At 34.6% G+C, this 19889-nt stretch carries 18 protein-coding genes and 1 pseudogene; 4 read left to right on the top strand and 15 right to left on the bottom strand.

What is annotated here, in order from left to right; all coding sequences use genetic code 11:
* Positions 1-2: 2 nt before the first annotated feature.
* From J3D55_RS07845 to J3D55_RS07785, 13 genes and pseudogenes are all read right to left on the bottom strand, one after another.
* Positions 3-1319: an FAD-binding oxidoreductase gene (locus tag J3D55_RS07845; RefSeq protein WP_259130156.1), complete on the bottom strand. Its 1317-nt coding sequence runs from the start codon at positions 1317-1319 to the stop codon at positions 3-5.
* Positions 1316-2203, bottom strand: a complete 888-nt coding sequence (locus tag J3D55_RS07840; RefSeq protein WP_259130154.1) for a decaprenyl-phosphate phosphoribosyltransferase — start codon at positions 2201-2203, stop codon at positions 1316-1318. The genes J3D55_RS07845 and J3D55_RS07840 overlap by 4 nt, the downstream gene beginning before the upstream one ends.
* A gap of 108 nt (positions 2204-2311) precedes the next feature.
* The gene (locus tag J3D55_RS07835) at positions 2312-3001 is read right to left on the bottom strand and encodes a YiaD family glycine zipper/OmpA-like lipoprotein (protein ID WP_259130153.1); all 690 of its coding nucleotides are present in this window, start codon (positions 2999-3001) and stop codon (positions 2312-2314) included.
* Positions 3002-3025: 24 nt separating this feature from the next.
* Positions 3026-3520, bottom strand: coding sequence for a lipocalin family protein (locus tag J3D55_RS07830; RefSeq protein WP_259130151.1), 495 nt, complete (start codon positions 3518-3520; stop codon positions 3026-3028).
* Positions 3521-3645: 125 nt separating this feature from the next.
* Positions 3646-5325, bottom strand: coding sequence for a S8 family serine peptidase (locus tag J3D55_RS07825; RefSeq protein ID WP_259130149.1), 1680 nt, complete (start codon positions 5323-5325; stop codon positions 3646-3648).
* A gap of 1 nt (position 5326) precedes the next feature.
* Positions 5327-5950 carry a WbqC family protein gene (locus J3D55_RS07820; protein WP_374759469.1) on the bottom strand — a complete coding sequence of 208 codons (624 nt, stop codon included), beginning with the start codon at positions 5948-5950 and terminating at the stop codon, positions 5327-5329.
* 56 nt (positions 5951-6006) lie between these two features.
* Positions 6007-7663: pseudogene (gene lepB, locus J3D55_RS07815) on the bottom strand (signal peptidase I).
* A 110-nt stretch (positions 7664-7773) separates the two neighbouring features.
* Complete coding sequence (gene dapB / locus J3D55_RS07810; protein ID WP_259130146.1) at positions 7774-8475, bottom strand: 4-hydroxy-tetrahydrodipicolinate reductase; 702 nt, start codon at positions 8473-8475, stop codon at positions 7774-7776.
* A 122-nt stretch (positions 8476-8597) separates the two neighbouring features.
* Positions 8598-8891, bottom strand: coding sequence for a DUF5683 domain-containing protein (locus tag J3D55_RS07805; protein ID WP_259130144.1), 294 nt, complete (start codon positions 8889-8891; stop codon positions 8598-8600).
* A complete protein-coding gene (locus J3D55_RS07800; RefSeq protein ID WP_259130143.1) occupies positions 8851-9240 on the bottom strand; it encodes a DUF5683 domain-containing protein in 390 nt (129 codons plus the stop codon). Before J3D55_RS07800 ends, J3D55_RS07805 begins: the two co-directional genes overlap by 41 nt.
* On the bottom strand, positions 9241-10131 hold the full coding sequence (locus J3D55_RS07795; RefSeq protein WP_259130141.1) for a ParB/RepB/Spo0J family partition protein: 891 nt from the start codon (positions 10129-10131) through the stop codon (positions 9241-9243). It lies immediately after the preceding gene.
* 38 nt (positions 10132-10169) lie between these two features.
* Complete coding sequence (locus J3D55_RS07790) at positions 10170-10943, bottom strand: ParA family protein (RefSeq protein WP_259130140.1); 774 nt, start codon at positions 10941-10943, stop codon at positions 10170-10172.
* Between the two features lie 168 nt (positions 10944-11111).
* Positions 11112-11939 carry an energy transducer TonB gene (locus J3D55_RS07785; RefSeq protein WP_259130136.1) on the bottom strand — a complete coding sequence of 276 codons (828 nt, stop codon included), beginning with the start codon at positions 11937-11939 and terminating at the stop codon, positions 11112-11114.
* A gap of 374 nt (positions 11940-12313) precedes the next feature.
* Between J3D55_RS07785 and J3D55_RS07780 the strand changes: the two genes are divergently transcribed.
* Positions 12314-13147, top strand: a complete 834-nt coding sequence (locus tag J3D55_RS07780; RefSeq protein ID WP_259130135.1) for an N-acetylmuramidase domain-containing protein — start codon at positions 12314-12316, stop codon at positions 13145-13147.
* Positions 13148-14082: 935 nt separating this feature from the next.
* On the opposite strand, the gene J3D55_RS07775 is transcribed toward J3D55_RS07780, so the two are convergent.
* Complete coding sequence (locus J3D55_RS07775; protein ID WP_259130133.1) at positions 14083-15369, bottom strand: adenylosuccinate synthase; 1287 nt, start codon at positions 15367-15369, stop codon at positions 14083-14085.
* Between the two features lie 177 nt (positions 15370-15546).
* On the opposite strand from J3D55_RS07775, the gene J3D55_RS07770 reads away from it, so the two are divergent.
* Entirely contained in the window at positions 15547-16290 is a 744-nt protein-coding gene (locus tag J3D55_RS07770; RefSeq protein ID WP_259130130.1) for a hypothetical protein, read from the top strand.
* 28 nt (positions 16291-16318) lie between these two features.
* Positions 16319-16939 (top strand): hypothetical protein, encoded by a 621-nt coding sequence (locus tag J3D55_RS07765; protein ID WP_259130129.1) that lies wholly within the window; start codon positions 16319-16321, stop codon positions 16937-16939.
* 67 nt (positions 16940-17006) lie between these two features.
* Here J3D55_RS07765 and J3D55_RS07760 read toward each other — a convergent pair whose 3' ends face one another.
* Entirely contained in the window at positions 17007-18596 is a 1590-nt protein-coding gene (locus J3D55_RS07760; RefSeq protein ID WP_259130126.1) for an ABC-F family ATP-binding cassette domain-containing protein, read from the bottom strand.
* A gap of 656 nt (positions 18597-19252) precedes the next feature.
* Here J3D55_RS07760 and hpt point away from each other — a divergent pair.
* Entirely contained in the window at positions 19253-19807 is a 555-nt protein-coding gene (hpt, locus tag J3D55_RS07755) for a hypoxanthine phosphoribosyltransferase (RefSeq protein WP_259130124.1), read from the top strand.
* Positions 19808-19889 lie beyond the last annotated feature (82 nt).

Below are 19889 nucleotides of genomic sequence, written 5' to 3'. Positions count from 1 at the left end.
TGTTAATTATTATTTAAGATTCTTTTGTGCTGTAAAGACACAAATTTCGAACTCTGTGTATTTTTAAGATAATTGGTAAGAGACGATCTGCTCATGCTGTCTTTCGTAAGATAAATTCTTCCACCATATTCCTGAACGATCTGATCCAACTGATCTACCAGTTTCTTCAATTTTGAATTCACTTTAAAGTCTAAAGCCAACGTATAGCCTTCAACCGGGAAAGAATTATAGGCTTCAGGATTGTGTTTTCCGAACAATTTTAAAACCGCCAAGAACGAACCATTTCCACTATTGGCAATCGTTTCAAGGATTTTTTTCATGCCTTCTTTTCCGGTTTCTTTTGGAATCACCATTTGATATTGGATGAATCCGGATTTTCCGTAGATTTTATTCCAATCATTTACCACATCCAAAGGATAGAAAAATGTTTCGTAATCGATGAAATTTTTAACCTCTTTTTTTGATTGTTTTTTATAATATAACAAGTTAAAAATTTTAACCGTCAAAGCATTTAAAACAAATCCGGGGAAATAAAAAGGAACAGTAGGCTTAAATTTCGTCTTTAATCTTAAAGATTTCTCCTTCAAATTTTGAGGAAGCTCATGTTGAAAAGCGTGTTCTCCTCTCATCAAAATACTTCTTCCGATATCTTTTCCTTTTTGAAGGCAGTCGATCCAGGCAACGGTGTACGTCCAGCTTTCGCTTTCGTCGAATAACCTGAAAATTTCATCCAGATTTTCTGCTTTGATGCTTTCCTGACGAATGTATGCAGATTCTATATTTTTAAGCTTAAATTTTGCCGTAAGAATAATTCCCGTCAATCCCATTCCACCGATGGTAGCCCAGAATTTTTCAATGTTTTGTTCTCTTGAGCAAGTGATAATGTCGCCGTTTTCGGTCATTAATTTAAATTCAATCACATATTCTGAAAAACAACCTTCTGCATGATGATTTTTACCGTGAACATCGGATGCAATTGCCCCTCCGACAGAAACAAATTTCGTTCCCGGAGTTACGTAAAGAAAATATCCCTGCGGAACAGAAATTTCCAGTACTTCTGAAAGTAAAACTCCTGATTCGCATTCAATAATCCCATTCAGACGGTCGAAACTGATGAATTTATTTAATTTTTTTGTTGAAAATATATGTTCACCCAATGAAGCATCTCCGTAACATCTTCCGTTTCCTCTTGCGATAACTTCATTGTGATTGAGTACAAATTCTTTTATTTTTTTGAAGCTGTCTTCAGACTTCATTTCTTTTTCCACTATCGGGAAATTTCCCCAATTGGTAACTTTCTGTATAAAATTCGGCTTCATTTTTTAAAGTAAATTTGAATTAAAAATGTAGCTACCCACAATATTAATGTAATTTGAATATATCTGTCTCTGTAAACGATTTTCGTTGGAGATTCTGTTCTGTTGTACACCAAAGTCTGCTGTAAATATCTTAAAAAAGCAAATACAACAAAGATTACCGTATAAAAAACTCTTTCGTGAAATCTTGCCTGAACTTCTGGTGACAGGGTAAACATTAAGTAACACATAATCGCTAAAGTAACAGAAATTGAAAGGGCAATGTCTGCAAACTGAACGTTATAACCATCCAAAGCTTTTCTTGTTTTCCCGGAAACCTGCGCATTGATAAGTTCTCCACGTCTTTTTCCAATCGCCAAAACCAACGCCAAGACGAAAGTCAATAAGATTGCCCATTGAGAAATGCTGATTCCCGTCATGTAACCTCCGGCTAAAACTCTTAAGACAAATCCTACTGCAATGATGGAAATATCAATAATAGGAACGTGTTTTAGCTTAAAAGTATATGCTACATTCATTACAAAATAAAATCCTACGATTGTTGCAAACTTCCATAAGTTTTCGTGAAAATAGGTTTGAGCAAAAAATACAAGCGCAATATCTGCGGCAATAAGACCTATAAAAATCCCAATCGCCTGTGGTTTGGAAATCGCACCACTTGCCAATGGTCTTCTTCTTTTTTCGGGATGCTGTCTATCTGCTTCGATGTCATTATAGTCATTTAAAATATAAACAACGCTCGCCGCCAACGAGAAAATGATAAAAGCAAAAATACTTTTGGTAAGTAAATCAAGATTTTTGATATTACCTGAGAAAAATAGGGGAACAAAAACAAACAGGTTCTTCACCCATTGCTCCACGCGGAGCAGCTTAAAATATTTCTTCATTTATGTGGTTTCAAATGCAAAAATAAGAATTAAAAAAATACCCACCATAAAAATACAAAAATAACCGCTGTTGGCGGTTATTTAGGAAAATATTTATATGTTAATTAATTACTGCCCTTGCTGAGCTTCGTTAATCATTTTTTCATTTGCAGTGATGGCAAATTCTACTCTTCTGTTTTTAGCTCTGCCTTCATCTGTGTCGTTGGTAGCAACCGGCATACTTTCCCCTTCTCCTAAAGCGAATAATCTGCTTGCAGCAATCCCTTTACCAGAAAGATAAGATTTCACAGAACTTGCTCTGTTTTCAGAAAGTGTCTGGTTGTAAGCATCTGTACCTTTGCTGTCTGTATGACCATAAATATTGATGTTTGTATCAGGATTATTGATAAGAATCTGAGCCAATTTATCAAGATTTGTTTTAGCAGTACTTGAAAGCGCTGTAGAATTAAAATCAAAGTTTACGATACTTTCATTCAAAGTAATTTTGATACCGTCTCCTACTCTTTCTACTTGGGCTCCGGGTAAAGTTTCTTTAATTTCTTTGGCCTGCTTATCCATTTTGTTACCGATAACGTTACCTGCAACACCACCGATAATACCTCCTAGAACAGCTCCTAATGCTGCATTTTTCCCTTTTCCTACATTGTTTCCAAGAATCCCACCAAGTACCGCTCCGGAGGCAACACCTACTGCTGTACCTCTTTGCTGATGGTTAGAATTTTGCACCGCTTCACAACTCGTAAGTAATAAAGCTGATGATAAGAAAAGAGCTCCGATATATGTTTTACTAAATTTCATCTTTTATTTTTTTTAAGTTTATTATTATTTCATTCCCGCTCTTTCGAAGTTGTAAACAACTCTTACGTTTTCTCCGTCGAAAGCAACGTTTTGTTCAAGCGAGAACTGATCTGTAGTCTGATTAGTCAATGTTAAAGTATATCCTGCTGTATTTTGTTTAGCTTTTGTACCATCGGCAATTTTTTTGAAATTGAAAGTATTTCCGCTTACTACATCTACTTTAATCGGCTGATTAAATCCTGCACCACACGTTCCTCCTCCATTTACCGTATAAGCTCCGGTGTAGTTATTTGGGATTAATCTCCAATGACTTCCTACAAAACACTGTGCATCTATACCATCATCGAATGGTTTGATTTTAAATTGCTTATCGTAGTTTACACTCACAATTTGCCAGTCTCCCTTCATTTTAAGGAATTCTGATCTTTGGCTTTGGGCTGTTTTTGCGTTATTAACGGCGGAACAAGAGACTGCAAAAAGTGATGTTCCCAACATCCCTGCAATAAGTAACTTTTTCATTTTGTTGTTTATTATTCTGTTACAATAAAGTTACAAAAAACCGTGCCAAAATTCAATAATAAAAATAAAAAAAGTCCGAAAATTTCGGACTTTATATGTTTCAACCTTAATTACAGGAAGATATATTATTTTTTAACACCCTTTTTTACGGATCTTTCAGCCTTTTTTACAGCACCAGATTTTCCGTTGTAAAAGTTGGTGTACGCATATTCTGCAGCTTTTTTCACATCAATTACACCTCCAGCCTGAGAAAAATCGCCAAACTGATTTGTCGTACTCGGATTGCTAGATTTAACTAAAGATTCAATGATCTGAGCCGGAGTTAAATTGGGCATATAAGCCAATAAAACTGCTGCAGCTCCCGCTACAACCGGAGAGGCCATTGAAGTTCCCTGTAAATATTTGTACTCATTGTGAGGAACTGTAGAGTAAATTTCTTCACCCGGAGCGAAAACATTTACCATTTTTTTATTGAAGTTAGAGAAGCTCGCTCTTAATGCATCATTTTTATTTGTACTTGCTCCAACAACCAAAACGTTGTTTACAAATGGTTTTTCATCGGTAACATTCTTAAAGTTGGTAGGATATGCAAGATGTTCTGCAACATCTTCGTTTTCGTTACCGGCAGCTTTTACCAAAAGAACGCCTTTATCCTGAGCATATTTGAAGGCATCCCAAACTACAGTTTTACCTGGAGAAACAGGCTTACCAAAGCTCATATTCAAAACTTTTGCACCGTTATCTACTGCGTATCTTATTGCATTGGCAACATCTTTATCTCTTTCGTCACCGTTTGGAACGGTTCTTACAGACATGATTTTTGCCACCTTTGAAGCTACCCCATACTGAATTTCTTTTCCTTGGGGAAGACCTGCAATGATACCTGCAACGTGAGTTCCGTGCATTGCATCAGAACCTTCATAATGATTGTTTCCGTAAGATTTCTCAGAATAATCATCATAGTTATCACCTACAATTTCTTTTCTAGGATCATAGCTAAGATCGTATTGTTTTGCTTGAGGACCTACTTCATCAAGAGCTTCTTTCATTTGCTCTTTCATTGTTTTTTCAAATTCTGCAGGAGATTTCCCTTTAAAATCTGGACTTTGAGCAACCTGAGTTAAAATCTGAACAGCAATTGCATCTTTCTGAACCGATGGTTTAAGAGTTGCAACATTCTCAGGTGTTACGTTTTTTCCATCCAATAATCTTACCATATCTGGAATAAGCTCGTTGATCATTGTATACGTTTGCGCACCTTGTCTAGCTTCAACACTTTTCTTGGCAAACAATTCTTTAGACTTCATATACATTGCAAATTCTTCAGGCATTTTAGCTTGATTTGCTTTGTTTTTAGCAGAATCATCACCTTCGAAAACAGGTTTATATTTAGCAACAACTCTCGTTACTTCCATATTATCGACTCCGATGTCTCCGTTTTTACCACCGATAAAATTCCATCCGTGAATATCGTCGATGTATCCGTTTCCGTCATCATCTTTCCCATTATTCGGAACTTCATTAGGATTTGTCCAAATGTTTTTTGCTAATCCCGGATGATCCACCTGAACTCCACTATCCAAAACTCCAACGACTACAGTTTTCGGTTTAAGACCTTTAGATTCTAAAAATTTATATGCATTTTCAGTGTTAACCCCATAAACTTTCGTCGTAGCAAAATCTTTATGATACCAAGTCATAAGATCTTTATCTTCATTTTGGTCAGCTTTTACTCCTTGCGCTTCCTGAGCGTAAGAAAAACTAAATCCCACTAAAAAAACAGCAGCTAATAATACCTTTTTCATGTTAGTATGATTGTTTAATATTTTTAATATATGTTAAAGTTTCCGGTCCTTTGTTACAAATTAAGTCTAAAATCGATAAATCTTCTATAAATCCTAATTTATCTGAAAAAGTCTGATAATATTCTTCCATTTCAAATTCTGAAGGAATTTTTGCGGAAAATTTTTCTCTAAAATTAATCTGTTCCGGATTTTTGATATATTCTTCATTCAAAGAGTGTGCCTTTTCCGTTTTCAGAATTTGCTGAAGGATTTCAAGACCTTTTAAATTAAAATCTAATAAATATTTTTCTTTTAAATCAAATATCTTCTTGAATTTATCTTCATAAAACTCGAAATAAGGAGAACTTCGATAGGCTGTTTTAATAGATTTCCAATGAAGGCTTCTCCAATCTTCACTGTAAGAAATCTCGATATCCTTAAACTCTCTTTTACCATTATGAACAGTGGGAACAATTAATAATAATTTTCCGTTGGCTCCATAAATATTCGTTCTGCTTCTATATGTTTGTTTCGGAAAACTTTCAAACTGCTCAAATAAAACCTCATTTTCGGCATTTAAAAACACTGAAAACCATGAAATCGGCGGTAAATAAAATACCGGTAATAATACATTCTTCATATTCATAACGCAAAAATGAAGTATTCTCTCAAATACTTCATTTATTATAGTTTATTTTAATTTTATAAATCTTCTTCTTTCTTTTTCTTTCCAAACATTTTCATGAAATATTCCCATCCGAAGAATAAGATAAGAATCATCACTGCAACCCACCAGTAAGAAGTTTTGTTGGCTTCCCCTGTGTTTGTAGCTTTAAACATTCTTTCCCAACGGATCTTTTTAGGAGCTTGGTATGTTGAACTGGCATCTGAAAAAGCACCTTGTACACTCATCCAAGTGAAAATTGGTTTTCCGACAATATTTTCTTCAGGAACGAAACCAAAGAATCTTGCATCTAGTGAAGCATCTCTGTTGTCTCCGATCATCATATAATAATCCTGTTGAATTGTATATTGATTCGTTTCTTTCCCGTTAATGAAAAATTTCCCGTTTTTGTTTTCTAACGTGTTGTGTTCGTATTTAGAAATCACCCACTGATACATTGGGAAAGATTCTTTATCAATCGTAACAACATCACCTTTTTTAGGAATTTTCAAAGGACCATACCAGTCTTGATTCCACGGTTTGTTGATCGGGAAAATAGATTGAGTGGTATCAATACTTTTTGTGTAAGCTGTTTTATCAGCATTTAATTTATATGAAATCGTAGCAGAATCCTTAGGATAGATATTTTCTTCCATGCTCAGTACGCTTGGCAATGCTTTGATCTCTTTTGCCGTTTTATCCGTAAGACCCTGGAACATGTAAACAAACCCTTTATCTCCCTGCATTTCTCTTACAGGTAAGAATCCGAAAGTGTTATATAATCCCGGAATATCTAATTGAGTTCCTGTATTTACAGTATAAGCATGCTGAACTTCCTGATCTCCTAAAAACGTTTCCGCTTTTCCATTAACGAAAAGTCTTCCCGCTCTCATTTCGAAGGTATCTCCTGCTACAGCCACACATCTTTTTACATAAGGATCTTTTCTGTCAATCGCAGTATGCACAGAATCTTGAGGATAATTGAAAACAACGATATCTTTTTTCTGAGGTTTATTGAATTGAAGCAATCTTGCATAAGGCAATTTCACTCCGTCAACATAAGATTTCGGATCATCTTTCGGGTTTCCTTTTTCACCGGTATCCATAATGGTTTCCCTGTAAGAAAGGTATTGCTAAAGGACGCATCGGAAGTCTGTATCCGTAGCTCCATTTGTTTACAAAAAGGAAATCACCCACCAACAACGTTCTTTCCATAGATCCTGTAGGAATCCCGAAAGGCTGCGTTACAAAAACGTGGATAATGGTTGCGAAAACGACTGCAAAAGTCACCGATCCTAAGAAAGAATCTTTCTTTTTTGCCTTTTTTTCTTCGTCTGTTAAGAACAAATCATTTTCATCTTCTAACTCTACGTCTTTACCATAATTTATCGTCGCCATATAGATGAACGGCAAAATTACTGTAAGAAACTGATCTTTAAAAAGAGTTTTACCGAATTTCTTAACCAAATACAAATGGAAAACAGACATCATGATCGGTCCCACGATTGGCAAATACGATAAAATTGCCCACCATTTCGGATGTTTTGTTTCTTTTAAAATAATGAAGTAATTGTAGAAAGGGATAAAAGCGAATATCGGATTATACCCCAATTTCTTGAACAGCTTCCAACTGGAAATCCCCATCAATACTGATAAAATGAGAACATAAACTGTATAAGTTAAAAAATAATTCATAAATTTTTGTGCCTAATCTATAATATGAGTAATTTGTAAAGAGCAATGAGTAATTTTTACTGCCCGTTATTTTCTACTATTAGTTTGCAATGTAGCGATTTTGTTACAAATTAAAGTCCCAAAACATCCTTCATTGCGAAATTTCCTTTTTTATCTTTAATCCATTCTGCTGCAACCACAGCTCCTAATGCAAAACCGTTTCTGTTGAAGGCTGTATGTTTGATTTCAATCTCATCCACCTCGCTTTTATAAAAAACGCTGTGCGTTCCCGGAACCTCATCTTCACGGATCGCAAAAATACCCAGTTCCTTTCCTTGCGTTTCTTCTAATTTCCAAGCGTTGAATTTTGGATTGTGTTTAAAAATACCTTCTGCAATGGAAATCGCTGTCCCACTCGGTGCATCAAGCTTATGAACGTGATGAATCTCTTCTAATTGACAAGAATATTCATCCACATTTTTCATTAAATCTGCCAACTTTTCGTTTAAAGCAAAAAATAAATTTACTCCCAAACTGAAGTTTGAACCATATAAAAAAGCTGTATCATTATCAACAGCCAGTTTTTCAATTTCTTCTTTCTTTTCCAGCCAACCTGTTGTTCCGCAGATCACCGGAATTTTGTTTTCAAGACAAGCTTTAATATTATTGTAAGCTACTTCCGGCAAAGAAAATTCAATAACAACATCCGGATTATTAAGATTTTCAGCAGTTGGGGTTTCTTTTAATCGGGCAACGATTTCGTGACCTCTTTTTGTGGCAATTTCATCAATAATCTTGCCCATTTTACCGTATCCAACTAATGCTATTTTCATGTACTTCTTTATATTTAATTTTATAATTTAACGCAAAGTCCGCAAAGATTTTATTTTAAATTTTCCTGCCTATTTTTCGTTCGCAAAGGCGTTTTACTCAGCTAAGATCGCGTTGATTATTTTTAAAATCTATAACTTAAACTTAATCCTGTTTTTGGAGGTGCGAATCCGTATTGATCCTGAACAACTGTTGGCGCGAAAGACAAATCCGGGTCATGACGAGGTTCGTACAACTGCGCGTCTACCACTGCATCCACAATATTTAAAATATAAATTAAACCTGTGATGGCAATTGCATAATCTCTCTGTCTTTTTGATCTGTCCTGAGCATTTCCCAAGGCTACTTTATCCAACCAAGGATGGCTGTCTACGAATTCATTTGGAGTTTCCGTTGAGCTTCGCAATATAATATTCACGATATTTTTTGTACTGAGTGTCATTCCAGACTGCGATCCCGACTCCTGCTCCTACAGCTCCCAAAACGATAGGCACTTTCCAGTATTTTTTATTGTAAACCTGTCCTAATCCCGGCAAAACAGCAGAATATAATCCCGCTTTTGTAGGATTTAGTTTTAAGGTTTTCCTTGTTGGCCCGTTTGCATTTTCAAGATCCGAAACTACTTTCGCTTCAGTCTTTGTATTGTTTTTTTCCACAGACACACTGTCTTTCGGATGGTGTTCTACCCGAATCGTATCATTAGGATTTACTTGCGAATATGCAACCGCAAACAGACACAAGAAAAATGTGAAAAGTATTTTCTTCATTTATTTAATATGAGATAAAATATATTCCAGCTCATCTTCATTTTTGAAATCCAGAACAATTTTTCCTTTTTTACCATTTCCGGAGGCTTTAATCTCCACTTTTACATCTAAAATATCTGAAATCGTTTTTTGTACTCTCTTATAATTATTAGAAAGCTCGGCTTTTGCTTTTTTTGCAGCCGGAGATGTTGGATTTTTCAATGCTGTAGCCGCTTGTTCAGCCTGACGAACATTTAGTTTTTCTTTAATAATTAAATCAAATAAAATCTGCTGATGTTCTTCATTTTCAAGACTGATGATCGCTCTACCATGACCTGCAGAAATCTCGCCGCTTCTGATCGCGTTCTGAATATCCGGATTTAATCTTAATAATCTGATCGAGTTGGTAATCGTACTTCTGTCCTTCCCAACTCTCTGGCTAAGATTTTCCTGAGTAAGACCGATCTCATCCATTAATCTCTGATATGTTAATGCAATTTCGATCGCATCAAGATCTTCCCTTTGGATGTTTTCTACAAGAGCCATCTCAAGAAGCTCCTGATCATTTACCAAACGGATATAAGAAGGAATAGACTCTAATCCTGCAATTTTACTCGCTCTGAAACGTCTTTCCCCAGATATAATTTCGAACTTTTCGCCATCTTTTCTTAACGTAATCGGTTGAATTACGCCTAAGTTTTTGATGGACTGAGCAAGTTCGTTTAATGCTTTTTCGTCAAAATAAGTTCTTGGCTGGGTTGCGTTGGGATATATGTCTTCCAGTGCTATTTCTACAATATTTCCTACAAATTTGTCTGCGCCTTCATCAGTCGCAGAGTTGATCGTTGCTTTGGATTCAGCACTTAAAATTGCACCCAAACCACGTCCCATCGCTCTTTTTCTGTCCTTCATATTATGCTTTAAACTTTAAGTTTATGACTTAAGCTTTTTTAATTTTTTACTAAATTTTCGTTGTTCAGCAAAACTTCTTCTGCCAATTGAATATACTGAATCGCTCCCTTACTTTCTGCATCGTAATTCAGGATGCTTTCTCCGAAGCTCGGCGCTTCACTCAATCTAACGTTTCTGCTGATAATTGTTTCAAAAACCATTTCCGGGAAGTGTGAATTTACCTCTTCCACAACCTGATTAGACAATCTCAATCTGCTATCGTACATTGTAAGAAGCAAACCTTCGATATCCAGATCTTTATTGTGAATTTTCTGAACGTTTTTAATGGTATTCAATAATTTCCCAAGACCTTCCAATGCAAAATACTCACACTGAATCGGGATAATTACAGAATCTGCCGCCGTAAGAGCGTTCACCGTAATCAAACCTAAACTCGGTGCACAGTCGATAATGATGTAATCGTAATCATCTCTTACCGTTGCCAATGCTTTTTTCAACATATACTCACGGTCTTGCTTGTCTACCAATTCGATCTCCGCAGCTACCAAATCGATGTGAGAAGGAACGATATCCAAATTTGGTGTAGCCGTTTGCTTGATACAACTTCTCGTATCCATGCTGTGCTCCAACAAATTATATGTAGAATACTGAACGTCTTCAACACCCAAACCTGAGGTTGCATTTGCCTGAGGATCAGCATCAATAATTAAGATTTTCTTTTCCAATACCCCCAATGCTGCTGCTAAATTGACAGCTGTTGTAGTTTTTCCAACTCCTCCTTTCTGATTAGCGATACCTATGATTTTTGCCATTATTAGAACTTTATGCCTCAAAAGTACACATTTTTCCTTGCTCTAAATGAATGGATAAAACGAAATTTGAGTTAAAATATTGTTAATAAGCATTTTAACAATAAAAAAAATTATCCACAAAAAAAATTCTTTGTGGATAACTATTCAAAATTTGTTTTTAACTATTGATTAATCAAACTTCATTGATATTGGAAATTTGAAGTAACTTCTTACAGGTTGACCTTTAACTTTGGCCGGAATCCATTTTCCTTTAATCGCTTTTACAGTTCTTAATGCTTCACTATTAAAATCGGCATCTTTCCCATTAGCTTTAATTCCGGAGATCGTTCCGTCTTTTTCTACGATAAATGTAATAATCGTTTTCACTACGTCATCAGATGACATTCCTGAACCATCAAAGTTATTGATTACTTTATTTCTAAAAAAATCAATCCCGCCAGGAAAAGTTGCTTCTACATCTACTACTGTCGGAATCGCGTTTGGATCTTCTTTTTTAGGCTCTGCTGTAGGTTGTACAGGCGGACCTGTTTTAATAGTGGGAGCAGTTATTGGAATATAAGTATTTGTAGGAGCCGTTTCTCCATCCGAATTGTTTTTAATCCCTGAAACTGCACCTTCAATTTTTTCAACCACTTTTTCATTTGTTACATTAGCTTTTGGCTCAGGTAATCTATCATCAACCGTTTTTACATTTGGAGATGTCGTTTGAGGAACAGGATTAACTTTTGGAGGAACTACAACAACATCGGGTGGTAAAACCGGATCTACAAGATCTATAATTACCCCTTCCCGTTCTTTTACAACATCGCTTTTAAATGCATTAATAGCAAGTGGTGTCAAAGAAATTGCAGCTAATAAACTTACGCCTATAAAAAGAGCTTTTGTTAATATTTTGTCTGATTCGTTTCTCAGAACATAGGCACCATATTCTTTATTACGGTGCTCGAAAAGAACTTCATTAAAGCGAAATTCTTGATTTTGATGTATGTGTTTCATCACTATAAATATTTAAACTGTTAAAAAAATGTGATTATTAGTTTTTATAGCTCTTATCGATAAGCATTGTTTCAATATCAAAATATTTGCCAAAAATTTGTTAAAATGATAACATTTTAAAAATAATTATAATAATCTTAAAAATTAACACTCTTAAAAATAATAACTCTCCATATAAGTGAAATATAAATCAAAGCAATCACAGCAATAATATCATATCAGTTTAAAATATATAATAAAAACAAAATTATCGTAAAAACCACATCTCAAAACAGGAAAATCACTACCGAATTTATTGATTCTGTGATAGATATTTGCATTATGAAAAATAGGTGACACCGAAAACTGAAAAGAATAACTAAAAACCAACAGCCATGAAACTTTTAAAATATTACACAAAATCACCGGAAGTCACTACCCTTTGTGAGCTTCTTCATCAACAAGGATATAACATTAAAATTTCAGATTCTTTTTCTCTGGAAGTTGATGTTGCCGTGAAAGATTTTCAAAGAAAAAACTCTTTGGTCGTCGATGGAATTGTCGGAATGAAAACCTGGACTGTTTTGCTTCAAAAGAATGCAGCTCCCGCTCCTACAAATTCAACAGATAAGTTTTTAAAAGAAAGCGATCTTGCGAATTTTGCCCATCAATATGGATTGGAATTGGCTGCCGTAAAAGCCGTAAACGAAATCGAAAGCAGCGGAAAAGGATTTCTAATTAATAATAAGCCTAAAATTTTGTTTGAAGGACATATTTTCTGGAGCGAACTGAAAAAACGAGGTATCGATCCAAATGCTTACTACAACGCCAATCATAAAGATGTTCTGTATCCGAAATGGACGAAGATCTATTATCAAGGTGGTGTAAAAGAATACGACAGACTGAATGAAGCCATCGCTTTGGGAATTGATCCGAAATTCAAGGATGCGGCGTTGTCTTCTGCTTCATGGGGAAGTTTCCAGATCATGGGATTTCATGCAAAACCTCTTGGCTATACTGATACAGCTGATTTTGTTTCAAAAATGGAATTGAATGAAGGTGAACATTTGAAAGCTTTCGGAAGATTCTTGGAAGTGAATAAAATTCTGACCCATTTGAAAAATAAAAACTGGGCGAGTTTCGCAAAAGCTTACAACGGAGCGGGTTACAAGCAGAATAAATATGATGAAAAACTGGCGAAAGCTTACGCTAAATATGCTAAAAACTAATAACCAATTAATATTTTAACGCATTGAGTTTAAAGTTCCCTTTGCGTTTTTTATTATTTCCCACGGATTTCACGGATTTTCACAGAGGTTTATGTTTATTTTATCTGTGGGATTTGTGGAATCTGTGGGAATTTTTTTATAATCGATTAGTATTTTCGACGCATTGAGTTTAAAGTTCCCTTTGCGTTTTTTATTATTTCCCACTGATTTCACGGATTTTCACAGATGTTTATGTTTATTCTATCTGTGGGATTTGTGAAATCTGTAGGAATTTTTTTATAATCGATTAGTATTTTCGACCATTGAATTTTAAAGTTCCTTTTGTCTTTTTTATTATTTCCCACAGATTTCACGGATTTTCACAGATGTTTATGTTTACTTTATCTGTGGGATTTGTGAAATCTGTGGGAGTTTTTTTATAATCGATTAATATTTTCGACGCATTGAATTTAAAGTTCCCTTTGCGTTTTTATTATTTCCCACGGATTTCACGGATTTTCACAGATGTTATGTTTATTTTATCTGTGGGATTTGTGGAATCTGTGGGATTTTTTTTATAATCGATTAATATTTTCGACGCATTGAGTTTAAAATTCCCTTTGCGTTTTTTATTATTTCCCACGGATTTCACGGATTTTCACAGATGTTTATGTTTATTTTATCTGTGGGATTTGTGAAATCTGTGGGAGATCTTTTGTTTTTTTACCTCGGATTTATACAGATAATTATGTTTAAAAAATATGATAAACTGAGTGTTGAATTGGTCGGGATAGATTGAAATGACAATGAAGAACTAGCCCCGATTGCAACGACATCCTTTTTTGCAATGGCAAAAGGATTGGCAAAAAAGATATAGTGGAAAGCGGGAAAAAGCTACAAAAAAAAAAAGAGACCATCGAATTGACAGTCTCTTTTGTATTTAAATAAATTATTTCTTAGAATAATTCTTTTCTGATAATGTTCTGGCTTCTTTCCGGACCTACAGAAACCAAGTAAACGTTGATTCCTAAATACTTTTCGATAAACTCGATGTATTTCTGAGCCGTATCTGGAAGTTCGTCGTAGCTTCTTACTTTTGTAAGATCTTCGTTCCAACCCGGTAAATCTTGATAGATTGGTTCGTAGTTGTACAATTTTTCTGTTGAAGAAGTGAAATAATCGATAATTTTTCCGTCTTCAGTTTTGTAATGTGTAACGATTTTAAGGTTTTCAATGCCTGTAAGAACGTCTAATTTTGTAATTACTAAGTTATTGATACCGTTGATCATACAAGCGTGCTTCAAAGAAACTAAGTCTAACCAACCTGTTCTTCTCGGTCTTCCTGTAGTCGCTCCGAATTCACCACCGATTTGTCTAATGCTTTCTCCTAATTCGTTGTCCAATTCGGAAGGGAAAGGTCCGTTTCCTACTCTTGTGCAATATGCTTTTGCAACACCGATCAGGTTTTGAAGAGATGTTGGCGGAACTCCTGCTCCTGTACAAACTCCTCCTGTAGACGGAGATGATGATGTTACGTAAGGATATGTTCCGAAGTCGATATCCAACATCAAAGCTTGCGCTCCCTCGAACAACACGTTTTTACCGTCTCTGATGGCCTCGTTTAATTCTAATTCAGTATCAACGATTCTTTCCTGAAGTTGTTTTCCGATTTCTAAATACTCGTTGTAGATTTCTTCAACGTCTAATGTCGGCTTGTCGTAATATTTTTCGAAAAGTGAGTTTTTAACTTTTAAGTTTTTCTCAATTTTATCTCTTAAAATCTCAGGATTCAAAAGGTCTACCATTCTGATACCGATTCTTGCGATCTTATCTTCATAACATGGTCCGATTCCTTTTTTGGTAGTCCCGATTTGTGTTCCTCCGTGCTCTTCTTCACGGTAAGTATCCAAAAGAATGTGGTAAGGCATGATGACATGCGCTCTTCTGCTGATAAAAATGTGGTCAGTTCTTAAGCCTTTGCTTTCGATTTGGTTCACTTCTTTAATGAAAGATTTAGGATTTACCACTACTCCGTTTGCAATGATACACTTCCCTTTGCACTGAAGCACTCCCGATGGAAGAAGGTGTAAAACAAACTTCTCTTCACCCACATAAACCGTGTGACCAGCGTTGTCTCCCCCTTGGAAACGAACAACATAATCTGATTTTGCCGATAAAACATCCGTGATTTTTCCTTTACCTTCATCTCCATACTGAAGACCTACAACTACGTAAGTTGACATATTTTACTTTTGTTTTTAGATTCATGCAAAATTACTTTTAAAAAATTGGGTGCGCAAATTTGTGGTGGATTTTATTTTTGGGGTGGGGTGGAAATCATTCATTAAAAAACAACTAATTATAATTAATCATTTGCATTTTTAATAATTATATATACATTTGATTTCAAACTAATAACAATGGATGAATACAAATTATCCCCTAAAGAAATATACCAAATACTAAAGAATAAAGGTATTGAATATCTTCATCATGCAAATACAGTGGCAACTTCCATAACATTTATTGAGAATAGAGCTTTATTATCAAGACATTATGTAGAAGCTAATGGCTACTATCAAACTCCTCAAAAATCAGATAGTGAAGATAAAAAATATGATGTTTGGGATTCAGTGTTTTTGGATGGAGAAGATTTACACAAAAGATATAATCAAGCCAATAGATATGGTCCAATTTTATTTAAACTTAAATTAGAAATTTTAAACTCTCCTTTTATTCAAGGAATTTATGTAACTAAAAATAATCCTTGGTATTGGAAAGATTATACAAAACCAGACGAAAAATTTTATAAATCAGCAGAAGAGGTAAATCGTGATTATTTAACTGGAAAAAAAGTAGACTCGAGAATCATGTTTACAATTAGATCTCCTAATAATGAAATTAAATTAAATAAATTTTTACATTCAATTGAAATAGACATACCTAAATTATTAGTTAATGTAAAAGCAGGAGGAGAAATGTCTGTTGGTGATTATGCTATAAATGCTATACAAGAAAGTTTAAGTCTCAATGGACTTGGACATATTCGAATATCCAAAAGACATGATGGAGAATTTCGTTTTTGTAAGTGCAATTTAAACTATAATATTCTTCAGTCATTTGAGAAAAAAGAATTTAGAAAAAGATTTGCCAAGAAAGATTAAATAATTACTGTAAAATATTTAAAATAAAATGCAAGAAAACTCAAAAGATGAATATTTAAAAATAGCTAAAGAATATCTTTTAAATGAATATGGAGATATTGTTCAAATATTCGAAGACGATATAAGTGAAACTGATGACACATTTTGCTTCCATTATCAATCTAAAAAGTTTTTTGAAACATTAAAATTTGAACACCAATTTGTCGGACAAGGTCCTTTATTCATTTTAAAAAGAAGTAAAAAAATAATTTCTTACGGAAGCGCAACAGGAGAAAAATCTGGTCTTATTCATATAATTAATCAATTGAATAAAGAAAGATTAATAAGGGTTTACTATAAAGATTTTGATATTTGGGATGGAAAATATGATTTAATAATTAATAAAGTGGAAGATGAAGCTTGTGGATTGGAAGACGTAATTATTGAAAACTTAGTCAGTGTTTTACTAAAACACAAAATCTGGAAAGCTAATCAATACGATAGTGATAATCCAAACGCCTATTACTACACTGAAAAAGAATTAAAAGAAACTCTAATAAAATCTCCATTAATACTAAAAAGAAATTTTTGCGAGAATTTGGAAGATCTTCTTGTCGATATTATCAATCAAGATATATATCTTGATTGGACATTATCAGAGGTTAAATAAATATCATTCCGCAGAAACCTTTCAACCGCTTAGATTCCTGCGGAATGACAAACAGTATGGATATTCCCTACTCTAACAAAACCTCACCCATCACCCCAATCCCATCCAAAAACACCCCATCATGCGAAATCACCACCAAAGTCCCATGATAATCTTTAATAGAATTCGTCAGAATTTCTACATTTTGAAGGTCTAAATTATTCGTCGGTTCATCGAGAATAATCATATCGGGAGCTTTATTACTGATGGAAAGTCCGCACAGAAGAAGTCGGAGACGTTCGCCGCCACTCAGAACATCACCTATTTTATCCCAACTTTCCTTTCCGAATAAAAATCTTGACAGTAAGGTTTTCACTTCAGATTCCTGCAACGCAGTATCGTTGAACTGTTGCGCAAAATCATAAACCGTTGCATTTCTATCAATCAAAGAATATTCCTGATCAATATAAATCGTCTGAAAATCTGCTTTCGAAATTGTCCCCACAAAAGGTTGCAAATCTCCCAGCAAAAGCTTTATCAAAGTTGTTTTTCCCGAACCGTTCGAACCTTTAATGGAAATTCTGTCACCACTTCTAATTTCAAGATTAAGATTTTCTTTCCAAAGATTTTCTTCATCATAGGTATAATTAATTTCTTCTGCCGAAATCAAAATTTTCCCCGAATGCAGATTCGAATCATTAAAATTCACTTTCATCTGATCTGCATTTCTCACAGACGAACGCAAATCCCGCAAATCACCCGAAATATCATTGATTTTCTCGGCATGAATGCCTTTTAATTTAGACGAATTTTTCTCCGCATTATTTCGCAGCGTATTCATCATAATTCTCGCCACACCCGATTTTTCCTGTTTTCCTTTTCCTCTTGCATCGAGTTTTTGCTTGCGTTCCAAGGTTTCGCGTTCCTTTTCTTTCGCCTTTTTCAACGCTCGTTCTTTCGAATGAATATCGTTTTGCAACGCTTCATTTTCGATTTCTTTCTGTTCGGCATAAAAATCAAAATTCCCGCCGTAGGTTGAAATTCCCTGATTGCTCAATTCAAAAATGGTATCAACCAAATTCAGTAAAGTACGATCATGACTCACGATAACAACGGTCGAATTTGTCTTTTCAATCAAATCATACAGCAGATTTCTGCCTTCCAAATCGAGATGATTCGTCGGTTCATCCAATAAAATAATTTCGGGTTGATTGATCTGAATTCCGGCAAGAAAAACTTTCGTTTTTTGTCCGCCACTCAGGCTTTCTAAGGTTTGATTTAAATCTAAATTCTCCAGTTTCCAGTGTTGTAAAGCAGTTTGACAACGTTCTTCAATGTCCCAATCGTCATTTAAAATTTCAAAATACATTTCATCCACTTCCCCATTCGTTATTTTTTGAAGTGCATCTAATTTTTTGTCAATTTTTAAACATTCCGCAACCGTTAAATGATTAAAATTCCCGAACATCTGCGGAACATAGAAAACATCACCCCGAATATTGACGCTTCCTTCCAAAGGCTCAATTTCGTTCGCAATAATTTTCAGCAAGGTAGATTTTCCCATGCCGTTACTTCCGACCAGAGCCGATTTTGTGTGAGTTTGTATCGTTACATTAATAGAATTAAATAGCAGATTTCCCGCCGGAAACCCAAAGGATATATTGTGTAAAAAAAGCATGATTTCTTTCTTAAGTAAGGTTAAACTTCAATAACATTTGTCGTTATTGTTTCAATTAAATCTGAAAGAAATTATATCCTACATGCTTGTCGTTTGGGGTTTTGTGAACTGCAAAGATAATAAAATTTTATTTTTTACTTCACAATTCTACGTTCTGTCATTTCGACAAAGGAAAAATCCAAAATCATTTATAATTCATCATTAATAATTAATAATTTTCTCAGAAGCTATTTCCAGCTTTCCACTATATCTTTTTCGCCAATTCTTTTTTTCAAAGCCCAATCAGAAAAAGGATGTCGTTGCAATCTGGGCTAGGAAATCCTGCTGTTGAAAACCACCCGTCAAAATCCCAAGAATTTTCGCCACCCCTCCAAGGAGGGGAATTTTCTAATATTTAAACTCGTTTTTAGTATAAAAAGAAGTTTTTCAATAAAGAATTTTAATAAATTTGAATATGCTTCGAGAGCCTCAGCATGACACCGTTACAAATGAATCGCTAATAAGACAGTTAGTATTAGAGTTGTCATGCTGAGCCCGTCGAAGCATTTGTTTCATTTTAATAAAAATGTTTTGTATCAAATGTTTTTACTAAACTGAAAAACCTCACAAAAAACTTTCATCAAAAATCCGTAACTTTGCCGCCTACTAAAAATTTTATGGAAAGTATTAAAGTTCACGACAAAACTTTTGTTCCTTATTTGGAGGACGCCGAGATTCAGGAGATTGTAAAAGCTACGGCTTTAAAAATCTATGAAGATTACAAGGATGAAGTTCCTGTTTTCATTGGTGTTTTGAACGGAGTTATCATGTTCTTCTCAGACCTTTTGAAGCATTATCCGGGAGAATGTGAGATTGCTTTTATCCAGATGAGTTCTTATGCAGGAACCGAATCTACAGGAATCGTGTACCAGAAAATGGAACTTACGAAAGACGTAAAAGACCGTCACATTATCTTGGTAGAAGATATTGTAGACACAGGAAATACGGTTGAAAGTCTTTTCAAATATTTTAACGAAACGCAACGTCCGAAATCTGTAAAAATTGCTTCTTTCCTATTGAAACCTGATGTTTACAAAAAAGATTTCAAGCTGGATTATATCGGAAAAGAAATTCCAAATAAATTTGTTTTGGGTTACGGATTGGATTATGATGAATTAGGTAGAAATTTACCGAATTTATATCAATTATCTGACGGGCAAATCAACCATTAAAATTGCTATGAGCTTTTAGCTTCCGGCTATTGGCTTTTAAAAATTATATCTAAGTAAAAAGTAAATATTAACTAAAAAAGCT

It is taken from the genome of Chryseobacterium ginsenosidimutans (assembly GCF_024807225.1).
GTDB classification, from domain to species: Bacteria; Bacteroidota; Bacteroidia; order Flavobacteriales; family Weeksellaceae; genus Chryseobacterium; species Chryseobacterium ginsenosidimutans.
Note: the sequence above shows the minus strand (reverse complement) of the source record. Positions and strands in the feature narration are given on the sequence as shown.